This window comes from Shewanella septentrionalis (assembly GCF_025370265.1).
Classification (GTDB): Bacteria; Pseudomonadota; Gammaproteobacteria; order Enterobacterales; family Shewanellaceae; genus Shewanella; species Shewanella hafniensis.
Window position 1 is genome coordinate 1 of sequence record NZ_JAMTCC010000008.1, and the last position, 21,952, is coordinate 21,952.

Annotated in this window: 17 protein-coding genes and 1 pseudogene; 8 read left to right on the top strand and 10 right to left on the bottom strand. The window is 47.8% G+C overall.

All coding sequences use genetic code 11. The features are described from left to right. Positions 1-258 precede the first annotated feature (258 nt). The 7 genes and pseudogenes from NE536_RS05970 to NE536_RS06000 all read left to right on the top strand — a co-directional run. Positions 259-480 (top strand): annotated as a pseudogene (locus tag NE536_RS05970) (transposase); the annotation flags it as partial. A 90-nt stretch (positions 481-570) separates the two neighbouring features. After that, positions 571-753 (top strand): hypothetical protein, encoded by a 183-nt coding sequence (locus NE536_RS05975; protein ID WP_342455072.1) that lies wholly within the window; start codon positions 571-573, stop codon positions 751-753. A 242-nt stretch (positions 754-995) separates the two neighbouring features. Then, positions 996-2,033 (top strand): transposase, encoded by a 1,038-nt coding sequence (locus NE536_RS05980; protein WP_261272115.1) that lies wholly within the window; start codon positions 996-998, stop codon positions 2,031-2,033. A gap of 301 nt (positions 2,034-2,334) precedes the next feature. Then, positions 2,335-3,363, top strand: a complete 1,029-nt coding sequence (locus tag NE536_RS05985; protein ID WP_261272116.1) for a sensor domain-containing diguanylate cyclase — start codon at positions 2,335-2,337, stop codon at positions 3,361-3,363. 177 nt (positions 3,364-3,540) lie between these two features. Beyond that, positions 3,541-6,135, top strand: a complete 2,595-nt coding sequence (locus tag NE536_RS05990) for an FAD-binding oxidoreductase (protein ID WP_261272117.1) — start codon at positions 3,541-3,543, stop codon at positions 6,133-6,135. A 99-nt stretch (positions 6,136-6,234) separates the two neighbouring features. Further along, positions 6,235-7,113 carry a DMT family transporter gene (locus NE536_RS05995; RefSeq protein ID WP_261272118.1) on the top strand — a complete coding sequence of 293 codons (879 nt, stop codon included), beginning with the start codon at positions 6,235-6,237 and terminating at the stop codon, positions 7,111-7,113. Between the two features lie 119 nt (positions 7,114-7,232). Then, positions 7,233-7,757 carry a lipocalin family protein gene (locus NE536_RS06000; RefSeq protein WP_261272119.1) on the top strand — a complete coding sequence of 175 codons (525 nt, stop codon included), beginning with the start codon at positions 7,233-7,235 and terminating at the stop codon, positions 7,755-7,757. Between the two features lie 158 nt (positions 7,758-7,915). Here the strand turns inward: NE536_RS06000 and NE536_RS06005 are convergent, their stop codons facing one another. Together NE536_RS06005 and NE536_RS06010 are read right to left on the bottom strand one after the other, a co-directional pair. Beyond that, complete coding sequence (locus NE536_RS06005) at positions 7,916-9,508, bottom strand: ABC-F family ATPase (RefSeq protein ID WP_080514475.1); 1,593 nt, start codon at positions 9,506-9,508, stop codon at positions 7,916-7,918. 312 nt (positions 9,509-9,820) lie between these two features. Beyond that, entirely contained in the window at positions 9,821-12,055 is a 2,235-nt protein-coding gene (locus tag NE536_RS06010; RefSeq protein WP_261272120.1) for a heavy metal translocating P-type ATPase, read from the bottom strand. A 147-nt stretch (positions 12,056-12,202) separates the two neighbouring features. Here NE536_RS06010 and NE536_RS06015 point away from each other — a divergent pair, with 147 nt between their 5' ends. Continuing rightward, positions 12,203-12,673: a MerR family DNA-binding protein gene (locus NE536_RS06015; protein ID WP_261272121.1), complete on the top strand. Its 471-nt coding sequence runs from the start codon at positions 12,203-12,205 to the stop codon at positions 12,671-12,673. Positions 12,674-12,688: 15 nt separating this feature from the next. On the opposite strand, the gene NE536_RS06020 is transcribed toward NE536_RS06015, so the two are convergent. The 8 genes from NE536_RS06020 to NE536_RS06055 form a co-directional block, all read right to left on the bottom strand. Then, on the bottom strand, positions 12,689-14,758 hold the full coding sequence (locus tag NE536_RS06020; RefSeq protein ID WP_261272122.1) for an alpha/beta hydrolase family protein: 2,070 nt from the start codon (positions 14,756-14,758) through the stop codon (positions 12,689-12,691). Positions 14,759-14,821: 63 nt separating this feature from the next. Continuing rightward, positions 14,822-15,064, bottom strand: a complete 243-nt coding sequence (locus NE536_RS06025; protein WP_006081033.1) for a hypothetical protein — start codon at positions 15,062-15,064, stop codon at positions 14,822-14,824. A 215-nt stretch (positions 15,065-15,279) separates the two neighbouring features. Further along, entirely contained in the window at positions 15,280-16,038 is a 759-nt protein-coding gene (locus tag NE536_RS06030) for an SDR family oxidoreductase (protein ID WP_261272123.1), read from the bottom strand. A 24-nt stretch (positions 16,039-16,062) separates the two neighbouring features. Continuing rightward, a complete protein-coding gene (mmsB, locus tag NE536_RS06035; protein ID WP_106650064.1) occupies positions 16,063-16,965 on the bottom strand; it encodes a 3-hydroxyisobutyrate dehydrogenase in 903 nt (300 codons plus the stop codon). A 176-nt stretch (positions 16,966-17,141) separates the two neighbouring features. Continuing rightward, positions 17,142-18,293 (bottom strand): enoyl-CoA hydratase/isomerase family protein, encoded by a 1,152-nt coding sequence (locus tag NE536_RS06040; RefSeq protein ID WP_261272124.1) that lies wholly within the window; start codon positions 18,291-18,293, stop codon positions 17,142-17,144. Then, entirely contained in the window at positions 18,293-19,066 is a 774-nt protein-coding gene (locus NE536_RS06045) for an enoyl-CoA hydratase (protein ID WP_006081029.1), read from the bottom strand. Before NE536_RS06045 ends, NE536_RS06040 begins: the two co-directional genes overlap by 1 nt. A gap of 59 nt (positions 19,067-19,125) precedes the next feature. Then, a complete protein-coding gene (locus NE536_RS06050) occupies positions 19,126-20,283 on the bottom strand; it encodes an acyl-CoA dehydrogenase family protein (protein WP_006081028.1) in 1,158 nt (385 codons plus the stop codon). Between the two features lie 114 nt (positions 20,284-20,397). After that, a complete protein-coding gene (locus NE536_RS06055) occupies positions 20,398-21,897 on the bottom strand; it encodes a CoA-acylating methylmalonate-semialdehyde dehydrogenase (protein WP_261272125.1) in 1,500 nt (499 codons plus the stop codon). Between the last annotated feature and the right edge of the window lie 55 nt (positions 21,898-21,952).

Sequence of the window (21,952 nt, forward strand, 5' to 3'; positions counted from 1 at the left end):
ATCTTCACCTTGTCTGTTTGGAGCGAGTCATGACCTCGGCCAGAAGAATGCTTATCGATGCTAATACAACGCCCTTCTATCATGTGATAAATCGCTGTGTCAGAAGGGCTTTTCTGTGCGGTGAAGATAAACTCACAGGCCGCAGTTATGAACATAGACGTGGCTAACGAAAAACGGGGACAGCCATGTCTTTTTGTGCTTTGTCCCCTCTTCTACTAGTCTTTAGATTATCTTCACCTTGTCTGTTTGGAGCGAGTCATGACCTCGGCCAGAAGAATGCTTATCGATGCCAATACAACGCCCTTCTATCATGTGATAAATCGCTGTGTCAGAAGGGCTTTTCTTTGCGGTGAAGATAAACTCACAGGCCGCAGTTATGAACATAGACGTGGCTGGATTGTCGATAAAATCAAAGCATTATCTGCTATCTTTTGTATCGACATTTGCGCCTATGCAGTGATGAACAACCATTACCATTTAGAAAAGCGGGGACAGCCATGTCTTTTTGTGCTTTGTCCCCTCTTATACTAGCCTTTACATTATCTTGATTGCGTCTGTTTGGAGCAGATGATGACCCCGGCCAGAAGAATGCTTATCGATGCTAATACAACGCCCTTCTATCATGTGATAAATCGCTGTGTCAGAAGGGCTTTTCTGTGCGGTGAGGATAAACTCACAGGCCGCAGTTATGAGCATAGACGTGACTGGATTGTCGATAAAATCAAAGCATTATCCACCATCTTTAGACACTAAAATCCTTTGCGCTTGACGCTTAATACCCAAAAATCCACTCATGGGTGCCACTTTTTTAACTTAGCCATGCCCCAAAACCTCGCACGTTTCAGCTAAATCGGAGAATTTACCGTGAGAAGATTAAATTTAAAACCTTTATAAACAATAGATTAAGAAAAGTGGGGACAGCCATGTCTTTTTGTGCTTTATCCCCTCTTATACTAGTCTTACATTATCTTGATTGCGTCTGTTTGGAGCGGATGATGACCTCGGCCAGAAGAATGCTTATCGATGCTAATACAACGCCCTTCTATCATGTGATAAATCGCTGTGTCAGAAGGGCTTTTCTGTGCGGTGAGGATAAACTCACTGGCCGCAGTTATAAGCATAGACGTGGCTGGATTGTCGATAAAATCAAAGCATTATCTGCTATCTTTTGTATCGACATTTGCGCCTATGCGGTGATGAGCAATCACTATCATTTAGTGCTTAAGATTGACGTGGAGAAGGCTAAATCGTTAACGCAAAGAGACATTATCAGTCGCTGGTGTCAAATCACCAAAGGCCATGCGATTGCCACTAAATATATGAATGGTGATGCCTTAATCGACGGTGAACGCATGTTACTCGATGCCTTAATTGCCGAGTGGCAAGAGCGATTAAGCAGTATTTCTTGGTTTATGCGATGCCTAAATGAAGATATTGCCCGTAAAGCAAATCGAGAAGATGAGTGCAAAGGTGCCTTCTGGGAAGGCCGTTTCAAATCCCAAGCTTTGCTAGATGAGCAAGCCTTACTAGCCTGCATGATGTACGTGGATTTAAACCCTATTCGAGCAGGGATTGCCGACTCTTTGCAATCCTCTGATTTTACATCAATTCAAGAACGTCTAAATGCACTTTCCCCTAACAGCATCACACCACTGATAATCAAAACCCCAGTAGATAACTCTCAGCCAACACTACATAAATCCCTCGCAAAATTTGATGGTGCAACGCACCTTCATCGGCAAACGGGCATCCCTTTTCATTTTGCGGATTATCTGGAACTTATCGATTGGACTGGCCGCGCCATTCGCCATGATAAAAAAGGCTTTATCGATAATCAGCGACCAAAACTGCTCAATGAGTTAGGGATTGCATCAGATGCTTGGCTCAGCTCTGCTAAAGATTTTCGCCGCCAGTACAGTGGCATCAGTGGTCGTTGGGATGCGATGTGCGCTTTTAAACTTCAGCAAGGTGGTAAATGGTGTAGAGGAAAATCGAGTAGCGAAGCTCTGCATCCAAATCAACCTTTAGGATAAACGAACCGTTCCCCACTCTTTATCTGCAGTTAAATTTCGACACTAAAATCCTTTGCGCTTGCCGCTTAATACCCAAAAATCCACTCATGGGTGCCACTTTTTTAACTTAGCCATGCCCCAAAACCTCGCACGTTTCAGTTAAACCTGAGAATTTACCGAGAGAAGATTAAATTTAAAACCTTTATAAACAATAGATTAAATCGGAAGGTAAGCAGAAGGTATCTTTTCTTTGCGAAGAATAAAGTCATCATCAGAAAAGCGCTTAGCGCAGATGGCATTAGGTTCACGGAGAATGATAACAATGACAAGCTCACCTAAACTGACACGTTCACAACATCCATTATCACTTGTGGGTGAAGGCAATGGTTCACAGTGTACTGCGCAGCAAGGCTTGGTCGAGCCCGCATTGCCGTTAACCTTCTTCGAGCATGCCTCGATTGAAACGATTCAACAGTTTATTCAGCATCTAACTGAGCCTGTGATTATCGTCAATGCCCAAGGTTACATTTACTTTAGCAATAGCAAAGGTGCTGACTTGCTGACATGCCCGCAGGCCAGTTTGAAGGGACAAGATTGGCGCAACTTTTTGACCGAACACCATCAAGCTCGCTACGACAATCTGCTGAGCAATGATATTAAGCTAGGCAAAAACTGCGGCATTCCAGTGCAGCACTGCGCCGAAGAAATCACCCTCATTACCGCCTCAGGCAAAGCAAAAGATGTCGAACTCTCCATTTCCTACATCCCAAGTCATGAACCTCTGTTTGTGATGATGATGCACGATTTGACGCAGCACAAAGCGGAAAATCAAAAGCTACGTAAATTGGCCGCCACAGATTCACTGACTGGGCTGGCGAACCGCCGATATTTTGATGAAATGCTGCATCACTATTGGGAAGAATGTACAGGTAAGCTGCGCCCTATCAGCGTGGTGATTATCGATGTGGATTATTTCAAAGTGTTCAACGACCAATTCGGCCATATCCAAGGCGACGAATGCCTACGTAAGATTGCCAAAGTGATTGCTGACATAGTGCCGATAGAAATTGGCCTGGCAGCGCGTTACGGCGGTGAAGAATTCGCGCTAATTCTGCCAAGCCACAATGCCAAAATGGCACTCACCATTGCCCAAAAAGTGCAGCAAGGGATTAATGACCTGCGCTTTACTGAGCAAGGCTTGCGCGACTATGTCTCTGTGAGCGCGAGTCAAGGGATTGCGAGCGAAATCAATGGCCAGTTCCGTACCTCACTCGCCATGCTATGCGCCGCCGATACCGCATTGTATCGCGCCAAAGCCGATGGCCGTGACAGGATCAATACATCGCTTTAATACCTATTAATTGGCGACTTGTTTGCCCGCAACTGATTTACCCAAAACTGATTGACCCAAAACATAGTTACCCGCGGCTTAGTTACCCGCAATTGATTAACAACGGGATGAATGACCTCAGTAGGCGCTTTAGCGCATTGAGGAAAACACGCAAAGCACACGAAAGGACGCATGAATATGGACAAGCTTGAGGCATCAAGAAATATACGGGCAGTGATTGAAAAAAGCTTACCCGTGAGCACGTCACCCCTTGCCATATTCACTTACCAGTGTTGGTTGAAAACCAGCGCAGGTGGGCGTGTGTTCCATTATAAAACTGATAGGGAAGATACCTATTTCGCGGTGGATATTAATTCACTAGGGCATATTGAATGCGTGATTAATACCACCTTGCTGCGGGTTGAAGCAATATCAACCTTAGGTGGACTCAACGACGGTCAGTGGCACTTATTGTCTATCTGCCATGAATACCATGAAATCAGTTGTTATGTGGATGGTGAAATTACCCATACACAACTCAATAATCTGTCACTGGTTGCCGACAATGAATTTTTAATTGAAAACGTGTCTTTACCGAATCATCGCGATACACATTTCGATGGTGAAATATTTGGCATCACCATACTCAATCGATTATTAACCCGAACTGAAATCGTTGACTATTACCGTAATCCAGCGCAACAAAGATCGATTAGCGAAAATAACCTTTACATTTATCAGCATCAAGATGCACATAATATTCGTGGTGAAAACTTTATTCCACTTAAAAGACAAAAAGTGCTGCTGGTCATATTTAATGATACTGAACATCAATTCATAAAAACCACTACGGATAGCAACACCTATAATCAACAACTGCCTAAGATTATTCCGCCCCACGAACGCCGAGCCTATATTATTGAATGTAACTATAACACTTGGCCTAATTTTAGTTATTTAGTGAATTACACGGCGAGTAATCAAGCGGATATTACACTCAATATTGAAGTGTTTAAATCGCTGACGGCCTATCGCTCTAATATTAAAGTCACCGTCGCAAATGAACTGGAACGGGATTGTTTGATTATTCAATCAACCGAAGAAGAATTAAGTGCTGAAGTGCGTATTAGTGAAAACTTAGTGATCACTCAAGCCAAAAACTTTGTTAATTTCATCAATGAAGTTCGCGCACACATTCCGGCCGATAATATTATTACCGGTGGCCATTATTATAGTGAGCAGCAACTCTCGATCAGCACAGGTAAGCAAATGATTGCCTATCAACAGGCTTGCCAACTGTTCAACCGCAGGTTACAAAAAAAGCCACTGGCGATCATCAAATGCACGTCAACTGAAGAAGTCAAAATCGCCTATAAGGCGGCCATCGATTATAACTTGCCAATCAGCGTGCGCTCGGGTGGGAATGATCACGAAGGTGAAAGCACTGAAACGAATACCGTAGTGTTAGATCTGTTGAAGATGGATAGCCTCACTTTAGATCCCATCACAGGTATTGCGGCCATTGGCCCAGGCAATCGCTTTATCAATCTCACCACTGCCCTTGCGAAAAAAGGCGTGATGATCCCCCATGGCACTAGTGGCAACGTTGCCTTAGCGGGATTTATTATGGGCGGCGGCTCAGGACCTTGGACCCGCAAATACGGCATGTGCTGCGAATCCCTATTACAGGCAGAAATCGTCCTCGGCATTGGTGAAACCCAAGTCGTCTCGGTTGCCAATAAACCAGAGTTACTCTGGGCGCTCAAGGGTGGCGGCGGATTAAGTTACGGCATAGTGACCCGCTTTTTTGTGCAAACCTTTCCACTACCGCCTTGCCTTATCAAGTTTGAATTAGAGTGGAATTGCTATGATAAACAAACCCAAGAACTCATTGAGTACACCCCAACCAAAGACATTTTACAGCGCTGGGAAGCCATCATTAATGCCGACAGCACAGGCTGTTTGATTGGCACCAATCTCAAGATAAATGCCAGACATTTACCCGCAGAACAACACAAAACGACTGACATAGACACTGAGTCGATTAAGCATAACTGCTTGATGTATGGCTTTTGGGAAGGCAATTCCGCCAGTCTGAATCACTTTATCCAGACACAATTTAATGAGTTTGACCTAGTGCCCAATGAAATTCGCATCGAGGGGATGGGCGGACTCACCAAAGCCTACGGTGAAAACTTAATGGCCAATTGGGAAAGGGAATCTTTTCAACATCTGCAAGCTGACTTACAAGGCATAAGCCGCTCACCTAATCCAGCCGATGTGGATGAACCCGCGCCCCATAAAGTCACCTCACGCTTAGTCAATCAAACGGGGCTAAGGGACGGTTATAAGTCACTGCTTGAAAGCTTAACCTCTCGCTATGTGCTTGAAGGTAATCGCCAATTGGGGCTATTTACCTATGTTACCCTTGGCGCTATAACTGGTGATTATTATCGCACTATGGGTGAAGAGCAAAGGAGTCGCAGCGCCTTCCCCTACAAGGACAGACAATACACGATTCAATATCAAACTTGGTGGAATAACGCCCTGCAAGAGAAACAACAATTGCAGGATAGCCAAGTGTTTACTCGCATTAATCGTGCGCTCGATTGGATTGATGCCAGCCGAAATTATGACATCCCCAACACCTCGGGCGCTTTTATCAGTTTCAAAGATAAGGCCATTCCCACTGATGTGTACTTTGACCACAATTACGCTGCGTTAAAACGGATTAAGGCGGCCTACAGCCAAGATAGCTTTAACCATTTCCGCTCACGTAAAAGCATTATCTAAGTTAATACATCGGCATAGCCTAGGGTGAGTTTTTAAGGCAAAATCGACGCCGTCCACAGGACGGTGTCGCCCCTTAAATTCTTCAGTTACAGGTTGCCTATGCCAAGCTCAGCTTTAGCTATCATTTTTGCCCTATTGGCGGCCATTCTTATGGGCACAATAGGTGTATTAGCGCGCTTTGCCGCCCTGCCAGCCGAACACATTACCTTCTACCGCTTACTGCTCGGAGCCCTATTTCTATTGGCTTATATGCTGCTTACAGGCAAAGGACAGCAAATTCGCCATAGACCGAGTAAACGTAACTTAGTGAATGGCGCTATGCTCGCGGGTTTTATGGCGTTTTACATTGAAGCCATTCAGTACACCCAAATGGCCAATGTAATCATGATTATTTACTTAGCCCCTGTGGTGTCGGCTATTTTCGCCCATTATTTCTTTGCCGAAAAACTCACCCGCTTAAGCATGGCAAGCGTGGTCGTCGCGCTGGTGGGCTTTATGTTAATGATCCCAACAGGGCCGCAGCAAGCGAGCAATCACACTGAATTATTAGGCTATTTTTATGCCCTACTCGCTTTATTAACCTACTGCGGTTTTATGTTAATCAACCGAAAACCTAGCCTGAGTTCGCCCTACCAGAGCACTTTAGTGCAGCTTAGTGTCGGCGCTTTATGCCTACTGCCCTTAGTGATAAATGCACCGCTGACGCCAAGTTTGCCACAAATGGGTTGGTTAATTGCGATTGGATTCTTCCCCGGATTTTTAGCCATTTTGCTGGCGGTAAAAGCCCTACGCCAATTGCCTGCTGTCACTTTTGGCACCCTCGCCTATGTGGAACCAGTTATCGTAGTGACGCTAGCATGGTGGATATTTGGTGAAACCTTGAGTCCCATGCAATTAAGCGGTGTCGGCTTGATTATTCTGGCCGGCATTAGCCAAGGCTTTATCAGTCAGCGCAAAGTATTGATTACGAGCGGCTAACCAACAACACTTTGCCAAGTAGCTGAAATAATGTGAAGAAAATAGTGTAAGCTCGATAGAAGATTGATTGAACATTGCACCGAAGACGTGCGACTAAGACTTAAGATCAGGAGGTCAAATTGAGAAAGCTACTGTTAGTTATTAGTATATTTTTGCTCAGCGGCTGCTTAGGCATGCCTAAACTGGTTCAACCCGTGAATGATTTTGAGCTGAATAAATACTTAGGTAAATGGTACGAGATTGCGCGCTTAGATCATTCATTCGAAAGAGGGTTAAGCCAAGTTAGCGCAGAATACAGCCTGAAAGAGGATGGCGGTGTTAGGGTCATTAACCGTGGATTTTCCGCGGCTAAAAACGAATGGAAAGAAGCCGAAGGAAAGGCCTATTTTGTGAATGGGGATTCAGAAGGCTATTTGAAAGTCTCCTTCTTTGGGCCATTTTATGGATCGTATGTGGTCTTCGAATTAGATCATGAAAACTATCAATACGCTTTTATATCGGGACCCGACACGGATTATTTGTGGCTACTGGCTAAAACCCCGACTGTGCCAACCGAGGTACTGCAAAAGTTTGTTGAAATGTCTAAAGCCCGCGGTTTTGATACCGACAGTTTGATTTATGTGCAGCAAGAGTCAGTGCAATAACGAGCGTCGCTAACGCGCTAGAATCAAGTGCATAAAAAGCTAATCGCTAGATAATAGACAGATAACAGATACAAAAACGCCGCAATGCATTGCGGCGTTTTTATTGATGCTGCATTTAGCTGCATGCATTTACACATGCAGCTAAATAGCGAATAACCTTAGACTTCGATGCCTTTACTGGCAAGGAACTCATCGTAGGTGCCTCTGAAGTCATTCACACCAGTGTGAGTCACTTCAAGGATACGGTTTGCCAGCGATGATACAAATGCACGGTCATGACTCACGAAAATCAAGGTGCCTTCGTACATTTCCAGCGCGTTGTTCAATGATTCGATCGATTCCATATCCATGTGGTTGGTCGGTTCGTCGAGCACTAAAATGTTGGCTTTTTGCATGATGAGCTTGCCGAATAACATACGACCTTTCTCACCACCAGACAGCACTTTGACTGACTTTTTAATGTCGTCAGAACCAAACAACATACGGCCTAAGATGCCACGTACTGATTGGTCGTCATCTTCTGGTTTGCGCCATTGGCTCATCCACTCGAACAAGGTCATTTCGTTAGCGAAATCAGACTCATGATCCTGTGCATAGTAACCAATGTTGGCGTTTTCAGACCATTGGATAGTACCTGCATCCTGCGGGATGTCGTGGATCAGGGTACGTAACAGGGTCGTTTTACCGACGCCGTTTTCACCCAATACCGCAATGCGCTCGCCCACTTCAACTATCAGGTTTAAGTCTTCAAATAGCGGCGTATCGTAACCTTTAGTCAGGTTTTCAATCACTAAGGCATTACGGAATAGTTTCTTCTCTTGCTCGAAACGAATGAAGGGGTTCACACGGCTAGAGGCTTTTACTTCGTCTAACTTAATCTTGTCGATTTGACGGGCACGTGATGTGGCTTGTTTCGCCTTAGAAGCGTTAGCCGAGAAGCGTGCTACGAAGGTTTGCAACTCAGAGATCTGGGCTTTTTTCTTCGCATTATCAGACAATAAACGCTCGCGAGCTTGGGTAGCCGCTTGCATGTATTCGTCGTAGTTACCTGGGTAAACGCGCAGTTCGCCGTAGTCTAAGTCAGCCATGTGAGTACAGACTGAGTTTAAGAAATATCTATCATGCGAAATGATAACCATAGTACTGCTACGTTGGTTCAACATGTCTTGTAACCAACGGATAGTGTCGATGTCCAAGTTGTTGGTGGGTTCGTCGAGCAGCAGCACGTCTGGATCAGAGAACAGGGCTTGCGCTAATAGTACACGCAGTTTTAAACCCGGTGCGATTTCAGACATCAAACCAAAATGGCTGTCGATACCGATACCTACACCTAACAGCAATTCACCGGCGCGAGATTCGGCGGTATAACCGTCCATCTCAGCAAAATCCATCTCTAGGTTGGCAACGGTAATGCCGTCTTCTTCACTCATTTCTGGTAAAGAATAAATACGGTCACGCTCTTGCTTTACCTTCCACAGTTCGCGGTGGCCCATGATCACTGTGTCGATCAGGTTGAATTCTTCATAACCGAACTGGTTCTGGCTTAATTTACCCAGACGCTCATTCACATCTAACGAGACGTTACCGCTGCTAGGATCTAGATCACCACACAGGATCTTCATGAAGGTCGATTTACCACAGCCATTCGCGCCGATAAGACCGTAACGGTTACCACCGCCAAATTTAACTGAGATGTTTTCAAACAGTGGCTTAGCGCCGAACTGCATGGTGATATTTGCTGTTGTGATCAAAATGAACTTCCAAATCGAGTAATGTTGGCCGAGCCAGCTGGCGCCGCTTTAAATAAGCATAAACCAAATAACGCTATGCCGAAGGGGTAAAAATAAACGTGGCACTATAGCAGTTTGGGCTAAATTATCAACTACCAAGGCTGATCAAAAGCCAGAGGGAATGCCGAAATCGCCGCACTATGCCTGCGTGAGAAGCGTAATTAATTTTATCCTATTGGCTTAGCTTTCAATGTATTCGAACAGAATGACAATCTGATGACCCTTAGCGACGCAAAGCTTGCCAACGCTAAGGGCTTATGTGAATAGTAAAGACTACAACTTCTGTCGTCTTAAGCGGTTGGCGTTCGTGACGACCGTGAGTGAAGACAAGGCCATGGCGGCACCCGCGATCACTGGGCTTAATAACATGCCCGTGAGTGGATAAAGCACGCCAGCCGCAACCGGAATGCCTAAGCTGTTATACACAAAGGCGCCAAACAGATTCTGCTTAATATTGGTAATTGTCGCCCGCGACAATGCCAATAAGTTAGCAATCACTATCAACTGCTGCGACAGCAAGGTGATATCCGCACTTTCAATCGCCACCTCAGTGCCCGATCCCATAGCGATCCCCACATCGGCGCTCATCAGAGCAGGCGCATCGTTAATGCCATCCCCTACCATAGCCACCACATGTCCTTGCTTTTGCAAATCCAGCACATGCTGTTGTTTTTGCTCGGGGAGTACACCGGCAATCACTTCGGTGATGCCCACTTGGTCGGCCACCGCCTGCGCCGTTTGTGGGTTATCCCCCGTTAACAGCACCACGCGAATCCCCCTTTGCAGCATGGCCGCGATGGCGTCTTTAGCATCGGGTTTAATCGGATCGGCAAGCGCAATAGTGGCAACTAACTTGCCCGCTTTGGCGATATAAATCGGGGTTTTACCTTGGTTTGCAAAGCTTAACGTCGCTTTTGGATCTAAGGCACTGCCATCGGAATTGACAATATCCAATGCCGTCATCAAGGCGAGATTACCAATCGCCAGCGATACGCCATCGACCTTGCCCTCAATCCCCTTACCTTGATGGTTCGTAAATGCCTGTGTGTCGGGCAATTGCGACAGGGATTGCTTGGCATAACTAACAATCGCCCCCGCTAACGGATGCTCAGAGTGCTGCTCAAGACTCGCAATTTCACCCAGCAAAGTCTCTTTATCGGCATCACTCAGCGTTTGCACTAAATTAAAATCAGTGACTTGCGGCTTGCCTAAGGTAACTGTACCGGTTTTATCCAGCACCACACAATCGACTTTACTGGCGGTTTGCAAGGCCTCACCATTTTTAACTAACACGCCCATTTGGGCGGCGCGGCCAACGGCCACCATGATAGACATAGGTGTCGCCAGCCCCAGCGCACAGGGGCACGCGATGATGAGCACGCTCGTCAGCACCACTAACGCATGGCTTAAGGCGGGTGCTGGCCCCACAAAATACCAAATTGCCGCTGCCAACAGCGCTATAGCCACCACAGTCGGGACAAATACCGCTGAGATTCTGTCAGCCAATCGACCTATGGGCAATTTTGACGTTTGTGCCTGTTGCACCAATGCGATAATTTTAGCGAGTTTGGTATCTTCTTGTCCCGCCGTCACTCGGTAAACCAAGCTACCGTTGCCATTGACTGTACCCGCACTCACACTGTCGCCCCGATTTTTAAGCACGGGAATAGGCTCACCAGTGAGCATGGCTTCATCGAGTAGGGAGTGCCCTGTTTCGACCTCACCATCGAGGGCAACTCGGTCACCGGGGCGCAAACGCAGCTTATCGCCCAGTTTCAACTGACTTATCTCAACCTTTTCATCCCCCTTATCTGTGATACGAATCGCAGTGGTGGATTGCAAGCCAAGTAATCGTTGCACCGCTTCACTGGTTTTGCCCCGCGCTTTAAGCTCGAGTCCGTGACCTAAGTTAATCAAACCTAGAATCATCACACTTGCCTCAAAGTAGACATGGCGAGTATCCATAGGGAATGCGCTCGGCATAATGACCACCAGCATGGAATAAGCCCATGCCGTACTGGTGCCCAGCACAATCAGCGTATCCATGTTAGTGGTTTTGGCTTTTAGCGCCCGCCACATGCCTTGGTAAAAATGTCCGCCCGTGGTGACAAGCAAGGCCAAGGTGACGAGTCCCATAATGCCCCAGCCAAGCTGCATAGCTGGACTGTTGATCATCATCTCGCCGCCCAATAATCCCCACAGCATCATAGGCACGCCCACAACGAGCGCGGCTATGGCTTGGCGCATCCGCAGCCGATACTCAGTGGCATCTTCTAGGCGTTTTTCTTCGGCGGCGACTTTTGCATCCACCACTACCTGCGCCGGATAACCTGCTTTTTCCATCACAGTTAAGGCGGTATCGGCGCTCATCTTGCCTTCTACCGTCACTTGTTTATCGGCGAGATTAACACGCGCTTCGACGCCCGCTTGGGCGGCAAACGCCTTTTCAATTTTCGCGACGCAGCCAGCGCAATTCATATTGGCGACATAGAGTCTGGTCATAGACATGGGAGATCCCTCACTTGATGTTTTACACTATAGGTCTAAGATAAAGTCTCCCATTGCGGGAGAGTCAAGGATGAATTTGCTCAATGTGATCACATCGACAATTAATTGCTGGGCGAAAACCATTCAGTTGGAAAAATAGAGGTCAAGATGAAAATAGGCGAAGTGGCGAAACAAACGGGCTTGAGCGTTAAGAGTATCCGTTATTACCATGATATTGGCTTAGTGTGCGGCGAGCGCAATGAGGCGGGTTATCGGGTTTATCGCCATCAAGATATTGAAGCGCTTAAGTTTGTGCATCAATGTCGCGACTTAGGTTTTAGCCTAGAAGATTGCAAATCCTTGCTTGGCCTTAAGGGCAATGAAAGCCGTAATGCCGAAGACGTTAAACAGCTTACCCGTACTCACCTTGCCTATGTCGAAGAGCAAATCAATAAGTTGCAACAGCTTAGGGCGCAATTACAACACATGGTGACCCAATGCCAAGGCGGCGATCAGCCCCACTGCGCCATTATCGATAGCCTAAGCCATGAGGACCACGAAACTGACATAGACAAATCCCAAAAAGACCAAAGCCTGCAAGATGCAGGCTCTGAGTGTTGCGCTAAAAACCTGAAGTAATAACGACAAGTAAGATCAATAACCACGAGTTGCGCGGGGATGACCTTTCAAGACGGGCGGCTTTAACGCCGCAGCATTATCCAGCACCAGTGTGGCCAATTTGCCCGCGGGAATGAAATTAAACACTTGGCCATAAAATGCGAGTTCGGTCTCTAATCCTGCGGCCCTGTGTTCGGGTTTCCAACCTCCGTGTGGCTCATCTTGATAGGCGATATAAGCCGTTGGCACACCTCTGACTTTTAACGCCTCATAAATTTTTCGCGACTGCTGTGGTGGCACAATTTGATCCCGCAGACCTTGAAAAATTAACAAGGGCTCATTCAAGCCTTCAAGATGATACAGCGGCGACAGCTCCCTATATCGGGCTTGATTATTCGCATAAGGCCCAATGAGTTGATCTAAATACCCAGTCTCAAACTTATGGGTACTCTTGGCTAGCTGTTCAAAATCACTGATCCCCGCGTAACTGACACCCGCTTGAAACACATCATAAAAAGCCAAGGACGACATCACAGTTAACCCGCCTGCGCTTACGCCTCGAATCGCCAGTTTTTGTCCATCAACCCAACCTTTATCAACCAAATAACGGGCCGCATTGACCGCATCTTCCACATCTGCCTGGCCCCATTTTCCGTAAATACTCTGACGATAGGCGCGGCCAAAACCACTGCTACCGCGAAAATTAACATCGAGCACCGCAAAGCCACGGCTGGTCCAAAATTGAATGTCACTGCGATAAGCCAGACTCGCCCGCGCCGTTGGGCCGCCGTGCAACATCACTATCAGCGGCGGGCGGGTATCATGGGGCGCTGTATAGTTGGGGTTAACCGGCCCATAAAAATAACCGTAGGCTTGCTGGTTAAAGCCGGTTTTAAAGGTAATATTTTTTGCCCGGGAAATATAATTGGGATCAAGCTTTGGTAAGTTAGGCGTATACACCAACTCAGTGCCACGGCCGATGACTTTATAAATACCTTTCTCTGGCGTTGCCTTAGCGCCAACAAAATAGACGGCATCTTCGCCCCTGATCACTTGGGTGATTTCGCCGAAATCCACGGCTAAGGACTCGGTCAAACCCGAATCCAAATGCAGCCGAATTAACGCCGCCTGACTGCCAAGCATATAACTGGCAATGATGGTTTTTTCGGATTCGAAGGCGTAGTTGTGATTGCCTAAATACCAATCGGCCACGGCAAACTCGGCTTTTTTGTTCAGCACTGGGGCTAAGGTATTTTGTGCCGTGACTCGATAGATATTCCACCAGTTACTGATATCCGACACGACATACAATTGTCCATCAGGGCTGAATAATGGCTGTGTCACCGAAGAATCCGTAGGCGTGTTGACCTTACGAATATTGTGCAGTTGCCCTTTGCGGTCGAGATCGCCAAGCCAGAGAATACTGTTATCCCATGGCATATAGGGATGTTCCCACGTGATCCATGCCAGTTGGCTGTTGTCGGGCGAGATAGCGGGCGAAGAAATAAAGTCATGCCCCGAGACAAAAGTATCGCCTTCACCAGCAAAGTTAAGATTGATTGTTACTAGACTCGCCTTGGGCTCTCCGGGCTGGCGATGATCCTCGCGCACACAGATAATCCGCGACCCTTTAGGATAAGCGATACAGTCGGCATGACGGGTGCCATTAGGCGTTAACGGCAGTGGAGGTTGATTAGGGGCGAAACGATAAAACAGTTGATCCAGTGCCTTAGTGGCAAACAAACTCTGGCCTATCCCTAAAAAGGCGGCGCCGCCGTATTCATGGACGGCGGATTTAACATTAAAGCTTGGCGGCACGACGTCGGCGATATTGCCCTGTTTATCGAGACGCTTAATCCCTACTTGGCCTTGCTTATCACCATCGGATTCAGAGAAATAAATCGCCCCATCTACGCTTTGTAACTCGGCGACATTATCGGCCTGTTCAAATACATCATTCGCCGATAAGGGAGACAGCCAACTGCCATAGGGCGCAACAATACGCCCACCATTATCACTAAGATGCGGTGTTTCTTTGTTCGAGCGCTCGCAAGCCCCCAAACAAAACAAACTCCCTAGCACCCATAAATATCCATGTAACTTCATTGTTTCTCCCCAATGTTTGCCAACTGCACAAACCGAAACAAAATAGGAACTTGCAGAAATTGGTTATTTTTTAAATTTTTTTAAGAACCAATTTACCACTTGCACTTGCTGTACTTGCGTTAAGCCAAAATAAATACACACCCAAGGTGAGATAAGGAAAAACCACGGGATCACGGCCACAGAGCGACCACTGAAGAGCAGAAAAAAGAACCCGCAATAGATCACAATCAACCCTAGGACACCCACGATTAACATCATGCGTTTAGTGATTTTCTCAAGCCAGAGGGCTTTATCCTGCCAAGACATCCGGATGTTAAGCTCCGTTACATGCGACAAACATGTATGTAAAGTTATGTAAAAAAACGGGAGGGCGATTGTTGAAGGTTAACAACTAAATGTCAACTCCAACAGTGAAATCTAAATAAATCCAAAGACTGAGTTCAAAATGCCATTATGTTTCTTTACGCAATAAAAAACCGAGCCTCAGCTCGGTTTTTATGAATATCAATAAGATATCGTCATTACAGACGAATACCACCATCGATTTCGAACACGCGACCATTTACATAGTCGTTCTCAATAATAAAGCGTACGGTGGAAGCTATCTCGTCGGCATGACCAAGGCGTCCTACTGGCACTAGCTTCTCTAAACGCTCCAGCGCCTCAGGTTTCATTGCCGCTGTCATCTCAGTAGCGATAACGCCCGGTGCAACCGCTGCGCTACGGATATTGTAACGCGCTAATTCCTTCGCCCAGCCAACAGACATGGCCGCAACGCCCGCTTTGGAGGCGGCATAGTTCGACTGACCCATGTTGCCCGCTTTCGCTAGGCTAGAGATGTTGACAATCACGCCCGCTTGACCGGATTCAATCATGGCCGCTGCCGCTTCACGACCGCAAAGGAAGCTGCCCGTCAAGTTCACATTGATCACAGATTGGAATTGCTCATAAGACATACGGTCGGTGACTTTGCCGTCTTTGGCTTTGACTAACAGGCCATCACGCAGAATGCCGGCGTTGTTCACTAACACGTTCACTTGGCCAAAATCTTCGAGAATATAGGCAAAACCTGCCACGACGTCATCTTCGTCGGTAATGTCTAAGGCATAACCTTGGACTTCAGTGTCCGATCCAAGCTCAGCACAGGCTCGCTCGAGTTTTTCTTGGTCCACGTCGATAAGCGCTATCTTAGCACCCGCCTGCGCAAAATTTTGCGCCATTGCCAGACCTAAGCCACCCGCGCCGCCAGTAATGACGACAACCTTATCTTTTAAATCCATCTGGTTATCCCTTGTTAACTATGTCTATTTTTTAAGTTGTGCAAATTGTTCAAAAATACTGGAAAAATCTCGGCGGCCGTTGCCTTGTCTTGCATGATTCACATACAAGCTGCGGGCTAAAGCGCCCATTGGCGTGCTGGAGTTGCTCAATAATGCGGCTTCTTGGGACAGACCGAGATCTTTAACCATCAAATCTACCATAAAGCCGCCCTGATAGCCCTTAGAAGAAGGCACAGTCTCCATCACCCCTGGGCATGGATTGTACTTTTCGAGGGTCCAGTTACCACCACTGCTGACCTTCATAATGTCGGACAAGACTTTAGGATCGAGGCCATGGTCAATGCCCATTTGCAACGCCTCAGAAGTGCCGACCATCAACACAGATAACAGCATGTTATTGCAGATTTTAGCGACTTGTCCCGCACCTGGGCCACCGGCGTGGAATATGTTCACCCCCATAGCTTTAAGCACTGGCTGACCCCGCTCAAAAGCGCTATCGGAACCACCACAAATAAAGGTTAAAGTACCCGCCGCCGCGCCTGCTGTGCCGCCAGAAACCGGTGCATCCATAAACTCTATGCCGCTTTTAGCCGCTTCGGCCGCCACCAATTGCGCGCTTTGCGCATCTATGGTCGAGCAATCGATCAGTAAAGTATCACCCGCAACGACCTCGAGCAGGCCTTTGTCTGTGCCATTGCCTAAATATAAATTTTTCACATGCTTACCCGCAGGCAGCATAGTGATCACCACATTGGCACCCGCCGCCGCGCCGCAAGCCGTACTAGAAACAAAGGCCCCTTGCTCGGCAAGGCTTTGCATGGCTTCTGGGACTAAATCAAATACACGAACCGTCATGCCCGCTTTTAATAAATTGGCCGCCATTGGGCCGCCCATATTGCCTAAACCGATAAATGCTACTGTACTCATGCTGTCACTCCTGTGTGCTGTTCTTTTTTTAGTGTAGTGATACTGCTAGTCCATTGATTATGCTGTCGTTATCATAGAGTAAAGCGAGCTTGGCTGAGCCTATACACTCAGCACTAATCAAGTCTGCGCGAATCAACTCAACGCTTAGCCAAGTCTATGCATAATCAACTCAACGTTTAGCTCAGTTGGCTAAAGGGATGCGCCTCGCCCCAAGGGGAAGTCAATATTTGCTCAAGTACAGCGGTAGGCACTGAGTTCACATCCTTAAAGCGCCACTGGGGCTGTCTGTCTTTATCAATCAAGAGTGCGCGAACCCCTTCGCAGAAATCACCATGGGCACACACGTTAACGCTGGCGGTTAATTCCCATTTAAAACATTCAGCTAAGCTTAACTTAGTACCAAGTTGTGATTGGATATTAACCAGATGCCAGCTGATAGGACTGCCCGCAAGGAAGGTGTCGCGCGCCTTCATTAACCAAGCATCCTCCGACGCTAACGTCGACATACGCGTAACGATATCCTCCAAGCTGCCCGCCATCAGTCGATCGATATTATCTTGGCTGTCCGCCAATACACTTTCGCCCTTCGGGATATCCACTTGATTAGATAACTCGTTGATCATGCTATCTAAGCGTTGATGATTGAGCGCCGGTGTATCGCTCCAATCTAAGGTGGCCATGGCATCGAACATCAGTTCTTTGTCGTCACGGTTCAGGTAATGATCCGCAAGGCCCACATAACAGGCATCGGCGGCATTGAGTTGATAGGCCGTGAGCCCTAAAAACAGTCCCATTTTGCCCTGCATGCGATTAAGGAAATAACTGCCGCCGACATCGGGGTACAGGCCAATCGTCACTTCAGGCATAGCAATGCGCGAGGTTTCAGTGACGACTCTGTGGCTCGCGCCCGCCATCAAACCGAGCCCGCCGCCCATCACAATGCCGTCGCCCCACACCAACACAGGTTTGCCAAAGGTATGCAGTAGATAATCGAGGCGATATTCCTCTTCGAAGAAAACCTTCGCCTCCTCAGTCACTTGTCCCTTCGCGGCAATGGATGCATGGTATAGAGCGCGCACATCCCCCCCCGCACAAAAAGCCTTCTCACCGCTGCCATCTAACACGATACAAGCGATAAGCGAGTCTTTCTTCCATAGATTGAGCTGGGCCGTCATAGCGCGCACCATGTATAAATCTAAGGCGTTGAGGGCTTTTTCCACATTGAGTGTCACCACCCCAATCAACTTACCGGACGCGGTGGCTAAGGTTTGAAAAACCACGTGTTGCGTGGTCGTGGCCTGATTTACCTTATCTACTACATTAGTCATTAGCGGTTCTTCCAATCAGCTTTACGTTTGCCCAAAAACGCATTTACGCCTTCGGCCTGATCTTCGGTATCAAATAACCCGACAAATAATTCACGCTCAATCGGCAGCGCTTGGCTACGCGCCATAGTGCGGCCCGCTTGAATGAGTGTCTTGCACGCTGTGACGCTGCTTGGGCTTTGGTTAGCGACTTTGACGGCCAACGCGATTGCCGCATTGAGCGCTTCGCCCGTTTCGACCACTTCTTCAACTAAACGCAGATTCAATGCCTGAGTCGCATCGACGCGCTCACCGCATAAAATCATCCGCTTAGCCCAGCCTTCACCAACTAATGCGGTCAGATTCTGAGTGCCACCCGCGCAAGGTAATAAACCTACGGTCGCTTCAGGCAATGCCATCACAGCTTGGATTTCGGCGATGCGAATATCACAGGCCAGTGCGACTTCTAAGCCGCCGCCCATGGCATAACCGTTAATCGCGGCAATCGATACACCGCGAAATTGACTTAGGGTTTCAAAGGCTTCACCGAAGTGCTTTGCCATCGTCGCCGCATTGCCTTTGTCGCCGTCACTAAACAGCTTCAAATCGGCACCGGCAGAGAAGAACTTTTGCCCTTGGCCCGTTAACACTAAGGCATAAATTTCTTTATTCGCGTTCAGCTCAAGCACTTTGGCTTTAAGCGCCTGCAAACTCTCGGCGGTCCAAGTGTTTGCCGGTGGATTATTCATCGTCAGAATGGCCGTGTGGCCTTCGATACGTTCTACTAAATATTCCATCTGTATAGACTCCTTTTATGTTATCGCCAACCGATAAGTCACACTTCTTGCGAGTGGACTTAGAGGATTTGTCCTGCATTTTCATCGAGTAAACGACGGGCGATAATTAAGCGCATAATTTCGTTGGTGCCTTCTAAAATCTGGTGCACACGCACATCACGGAAATGACGTTCCAGCGGGTACTCCCTTATATAACCATATCCGCCATGAATTTGCAGCGCCGCATCACAGACTTGAAAGCCCACATCGGTGGCAAAACGTTTTGCCATGGCGCAATAGGCGGTGGCTTCAGGATCGCTGCTGTCGAGTTTAAAGGCCGCAAGGCGCACCATTTGGCGGGCAGCGACTAACTCAGTCGCCATATCGGCGAGCTTAAATTGCAATGCTTGGAAAGCTGCTAAAGGTTTACCAAATTGCTGACGCTCATTCATATACTGAGTTGCACGCTCCAGCGCCGCTTGCGCAGTACCGACTGAACAGGTCGCAATATTGATACGACCACCGTCTAAGCCTTTCATCGCGAAGGCAAAACCTTGGCCTTCTTCACCGAGCAAATTCGCTACTGGCACGCGCACGTTTTCAAAGGTAATTTGACGGGTCGGCTGGGCATTCCAGCCCATTTTGTCTTCGGCCTTACCGTAGATAACACCAGCGGCATCCGCCGGAATGGCAATGGCAGAAATCCCCTTAGGCCCAGCTTGACCAGTGCGGCACATCACGACTAATAATTCAGTGGCGCCCGCACCTGAGATAAACATTTTCGAACCTGAAATCACATACTCATCGCCGTCACGCACCGCTTTGGTTTGCAAAGATGCAGCGTCTGAACCCGCGCCCGGCTCAGTTAAGCAATAGGACGCTAACATTTGCCCTGTGGTTAACGGCTCAGACCAAGTCTGACGCAGCGTTTCAGTGCCCCAAGTCGTCACCATCCAAGTGGCCATATTGTGAATGGTCAGCATGGCCGTGGTCGCAGTGCAGCCCTTGGCGAGCTCTTCAAAAATAATCGACGCATCGAGGCGCGATAAGCCCATGCCACCTTCAGATTCTGGAGAATACAGAGAGCAAAAACCCAGCTCACCGGCTTTTTGGATCACGTCTTTGGGGAAATGATGTTCTTCATCCCACTTGGCGGCAAACGGGGTTAACTCTTCCGCGGCAAACTGGCGCGCAAGATCGGCAAACTGACGTTGGTCATCGTTGAAATTAAAATCCATTTGGCTCTCCTATGACTCTGTGGTCACTTTTTTATTTTATAAATTGGGCGCCGTAAAGACGCCGCTGTTTATCGATTAATCACTGAGCTTAATCACTAAGCTTAGCGAACGAGCTTAGCGTAAGTTAATGCTCATGTTTGGCGTAGACGCCACGGCGATATCGGACTCAAACCAGCGTGAAGTGATGGTCTTAGTCTCGGTATAGAAACGTACCACTTGCTTACCGTAGGCATGTTGATCGCCATAGAAACTGCCCTTCCAACCAGTAAATGAGAAGAAAGGCAATGGCACAGGAATAGGCACGTTAATCCCTACTTGGCCGACTTCGATTTCGTGTTGATATTTACGGGCCGCTGCGCCGCTGGCGGTGAAGATAGAAGTGCCGTTGCCGTAAGGGCTAGCATTGACTAATTCGATGGCCGCTTCTAAGGAGTCTGATTCCATGCAGCACAGTACAGGGCCGAAGATTTCTTCCTTGTAGATGCTCATCTCTGTAGAGACGTTATTGAACATGGTTGGGCCAATCCAGTTGCCTGACTCATAACCTTCCACAGTAAAGTCGCTGCCATCGAGTAAACACTCGGCGCCTTCATCAATCCCCTGCTGGATAAGCTTGAGCACGCGTGCCTTGGCTGCAGGGCTTATGACAGGGCCGTAACCGGCTTCTTTATCGTCCCATAAACCTGGGCGAACCTTGGCTAAGGCTTCTTTTAATTCAGGGATCCACTCTTTAGCGGCGCCAACAAACACGGCAACCGAAATCGCCATACAGCGCTGACCCGCCGCGCCCACAGAAGCACCAACTAAGTTATTGATCACTTGCTGTTTGTTCGCATCAGGCATAATGACGCAGTGATTTTTCGCGCCCGCAAAGGCTTGTACGCGTTTTAAATTATCGGTACCGGTTTTATAAATATACTGACCCACAGCCACAGAACCGACGAAGGAAATGGCTTTAATCGCAGGGTCTGCCAGCAGAATATCCACGGCAGTTTTGTCGCCATGCACTAATTGCAATACGCCCTTAGGTGCACCCGCTTCAACAAACAGTTCAACAAGGCGCTGCGGCGTCATTGGATCTTGTTCTGAAGGCTTTAAAATGAAGGTGTTACCGCAAGCGATTGCCAGTGGGAACATCCATAACGGGATCATCGCAGGGAAGTTAAATGGCGTAATACCGGCACACACACCCAGTGGTTGAGTGTAGCTATAAGTGTCAATTGAACGCGCGACGTTCTCAACGGTTTCGCCCATCAATAATGACGCTACGTTACAGGCGTGTTCAGCGACTTCGATACCGCGCCATACATCGCCCTTGGCATCTTCGAAGGTTTTACCCGTTTCATGGGCAAGAATGGTCGCAAGTTCGTCGTGATGTTCTTTTAGCAGATGTTGATAACGCAACATGACGCGCGCACGTTCAGAAACTGGCACTTCTTTCCACGTTTTGAAGGCGGCTTTGGCGCTAGCAATGGCAGCGTGAACTTCTTCGCTAGTGGCAGCATTAATCACGGCAATCGGCGAGTTATTCGCGGGATTGGTGACAATAATCTGCGATGTGCCCGTACCTTGGGTAAACTCACCGTCAATGTAATGCTTTACTTGTGTGGTCATGTTGCAATCCTTTCCTTGTAGAGTGATGGGCTGGCGGTGCGATATTATGATTATC

Coding starts and splice junctions, on each gene's coding strand:
- NE536_RS05980 (WP_261272115.1), top strand. CDS start 996: ATGACCTCGGCCAGAAGAATGCTTATCGATGCTAATACAACGCCCTTC.
- NE536_RS06030 (WP_261272123.1), bottom strand. CDS start 16,038: ATGGATTTAAAAGATAAGGTTGTCGTCATTACTGGCGGCGCGGGTGGC.
- NE536_RS05995 (WP_261272118.1), top strand. CDS start 6,235: ATGCCAAGCTCAGCTTTAGCTATCATTTTTGCCCTATTGGCGGCCATT.
- mmsB (WP_106650064.1), bottom strand. CDS start 16,965: ATGAGTACAGTAGCATTTATCGGTTTAGGCAATATGGGCGGCCCAATG.
- NE536_RS06020 (WP_261272122.1), bottom strand. CDS start 14,758: ATGAAGTTACATGGATATTTATGGGTGCTAGGGAGTTTGTTTTGTTTG.
- NE536_RS06025 (WP_006081033.1), bottom strand. CDS start 15,064: ATGTCTTGGCAGGATAAAGCCCTCTGGCTTGAGAAAATCACTAAACGC.
- NE536_RS05985 (WP_261272116.1), top strand. CDS start 2,335: ATGACAAGCTCACCTAAACTGACACGTTCACAACATCCATTATCACTT.
- NE536_RS06015 (WP_261272121.1), top strand. CDS start 12,203: ATGAAAATAGGCGAAGTGGCGAAACAAACGGGCTTGAGCGTTAAGAGT.
- NE536_RS06010 (WP_261272120.1), bottom strand. CDS start 12,055: ATGTCTATGACCAGACTCTATGTCGCCAATATGAATTGCGCTGGCTGC.
- NE536_RS06050 (WP_006081028.1), bottom strand. CDS start 20,283: ATGGATTTTAATTTCAACGATGACCAACGTCAGTTTGCCGATCTTGCG.
- NE536_RS06045 (WP_006081029.1), bottom strand. CDS start 19,066: ATGGAATATTTAGTAGAACGTATCGAAGGCCACACGGCCATTCTGACG.
- NE536_RS06040 (WP_261272124.1), bottom strand. CDS start 18,293: ATGACTAATGTAGTAGATAAGGTAAATCAGGCCACGACCACGCAACAC.
- NE536_RS05975 (WP_342455072.1), top strand. CDS start 571: ATGACCCCGGCCAGAAGAATGCTTATCGATGCTAATACAACGCCCTTC.
- NE536_RS06055 (WP_261272125.1), bottom strand. CDS start 21,897: ATGACCACACAAGTAAAGCATTACATTGACGGTGAGTTTACCCAAGGT.
- NE536_RS05990 (WP_261272117.1), top strand. CDS start 3,541: ATGGACAAGCTTGAGGCATCAAGAAATATACGGGCAGTGATTGAAAAA.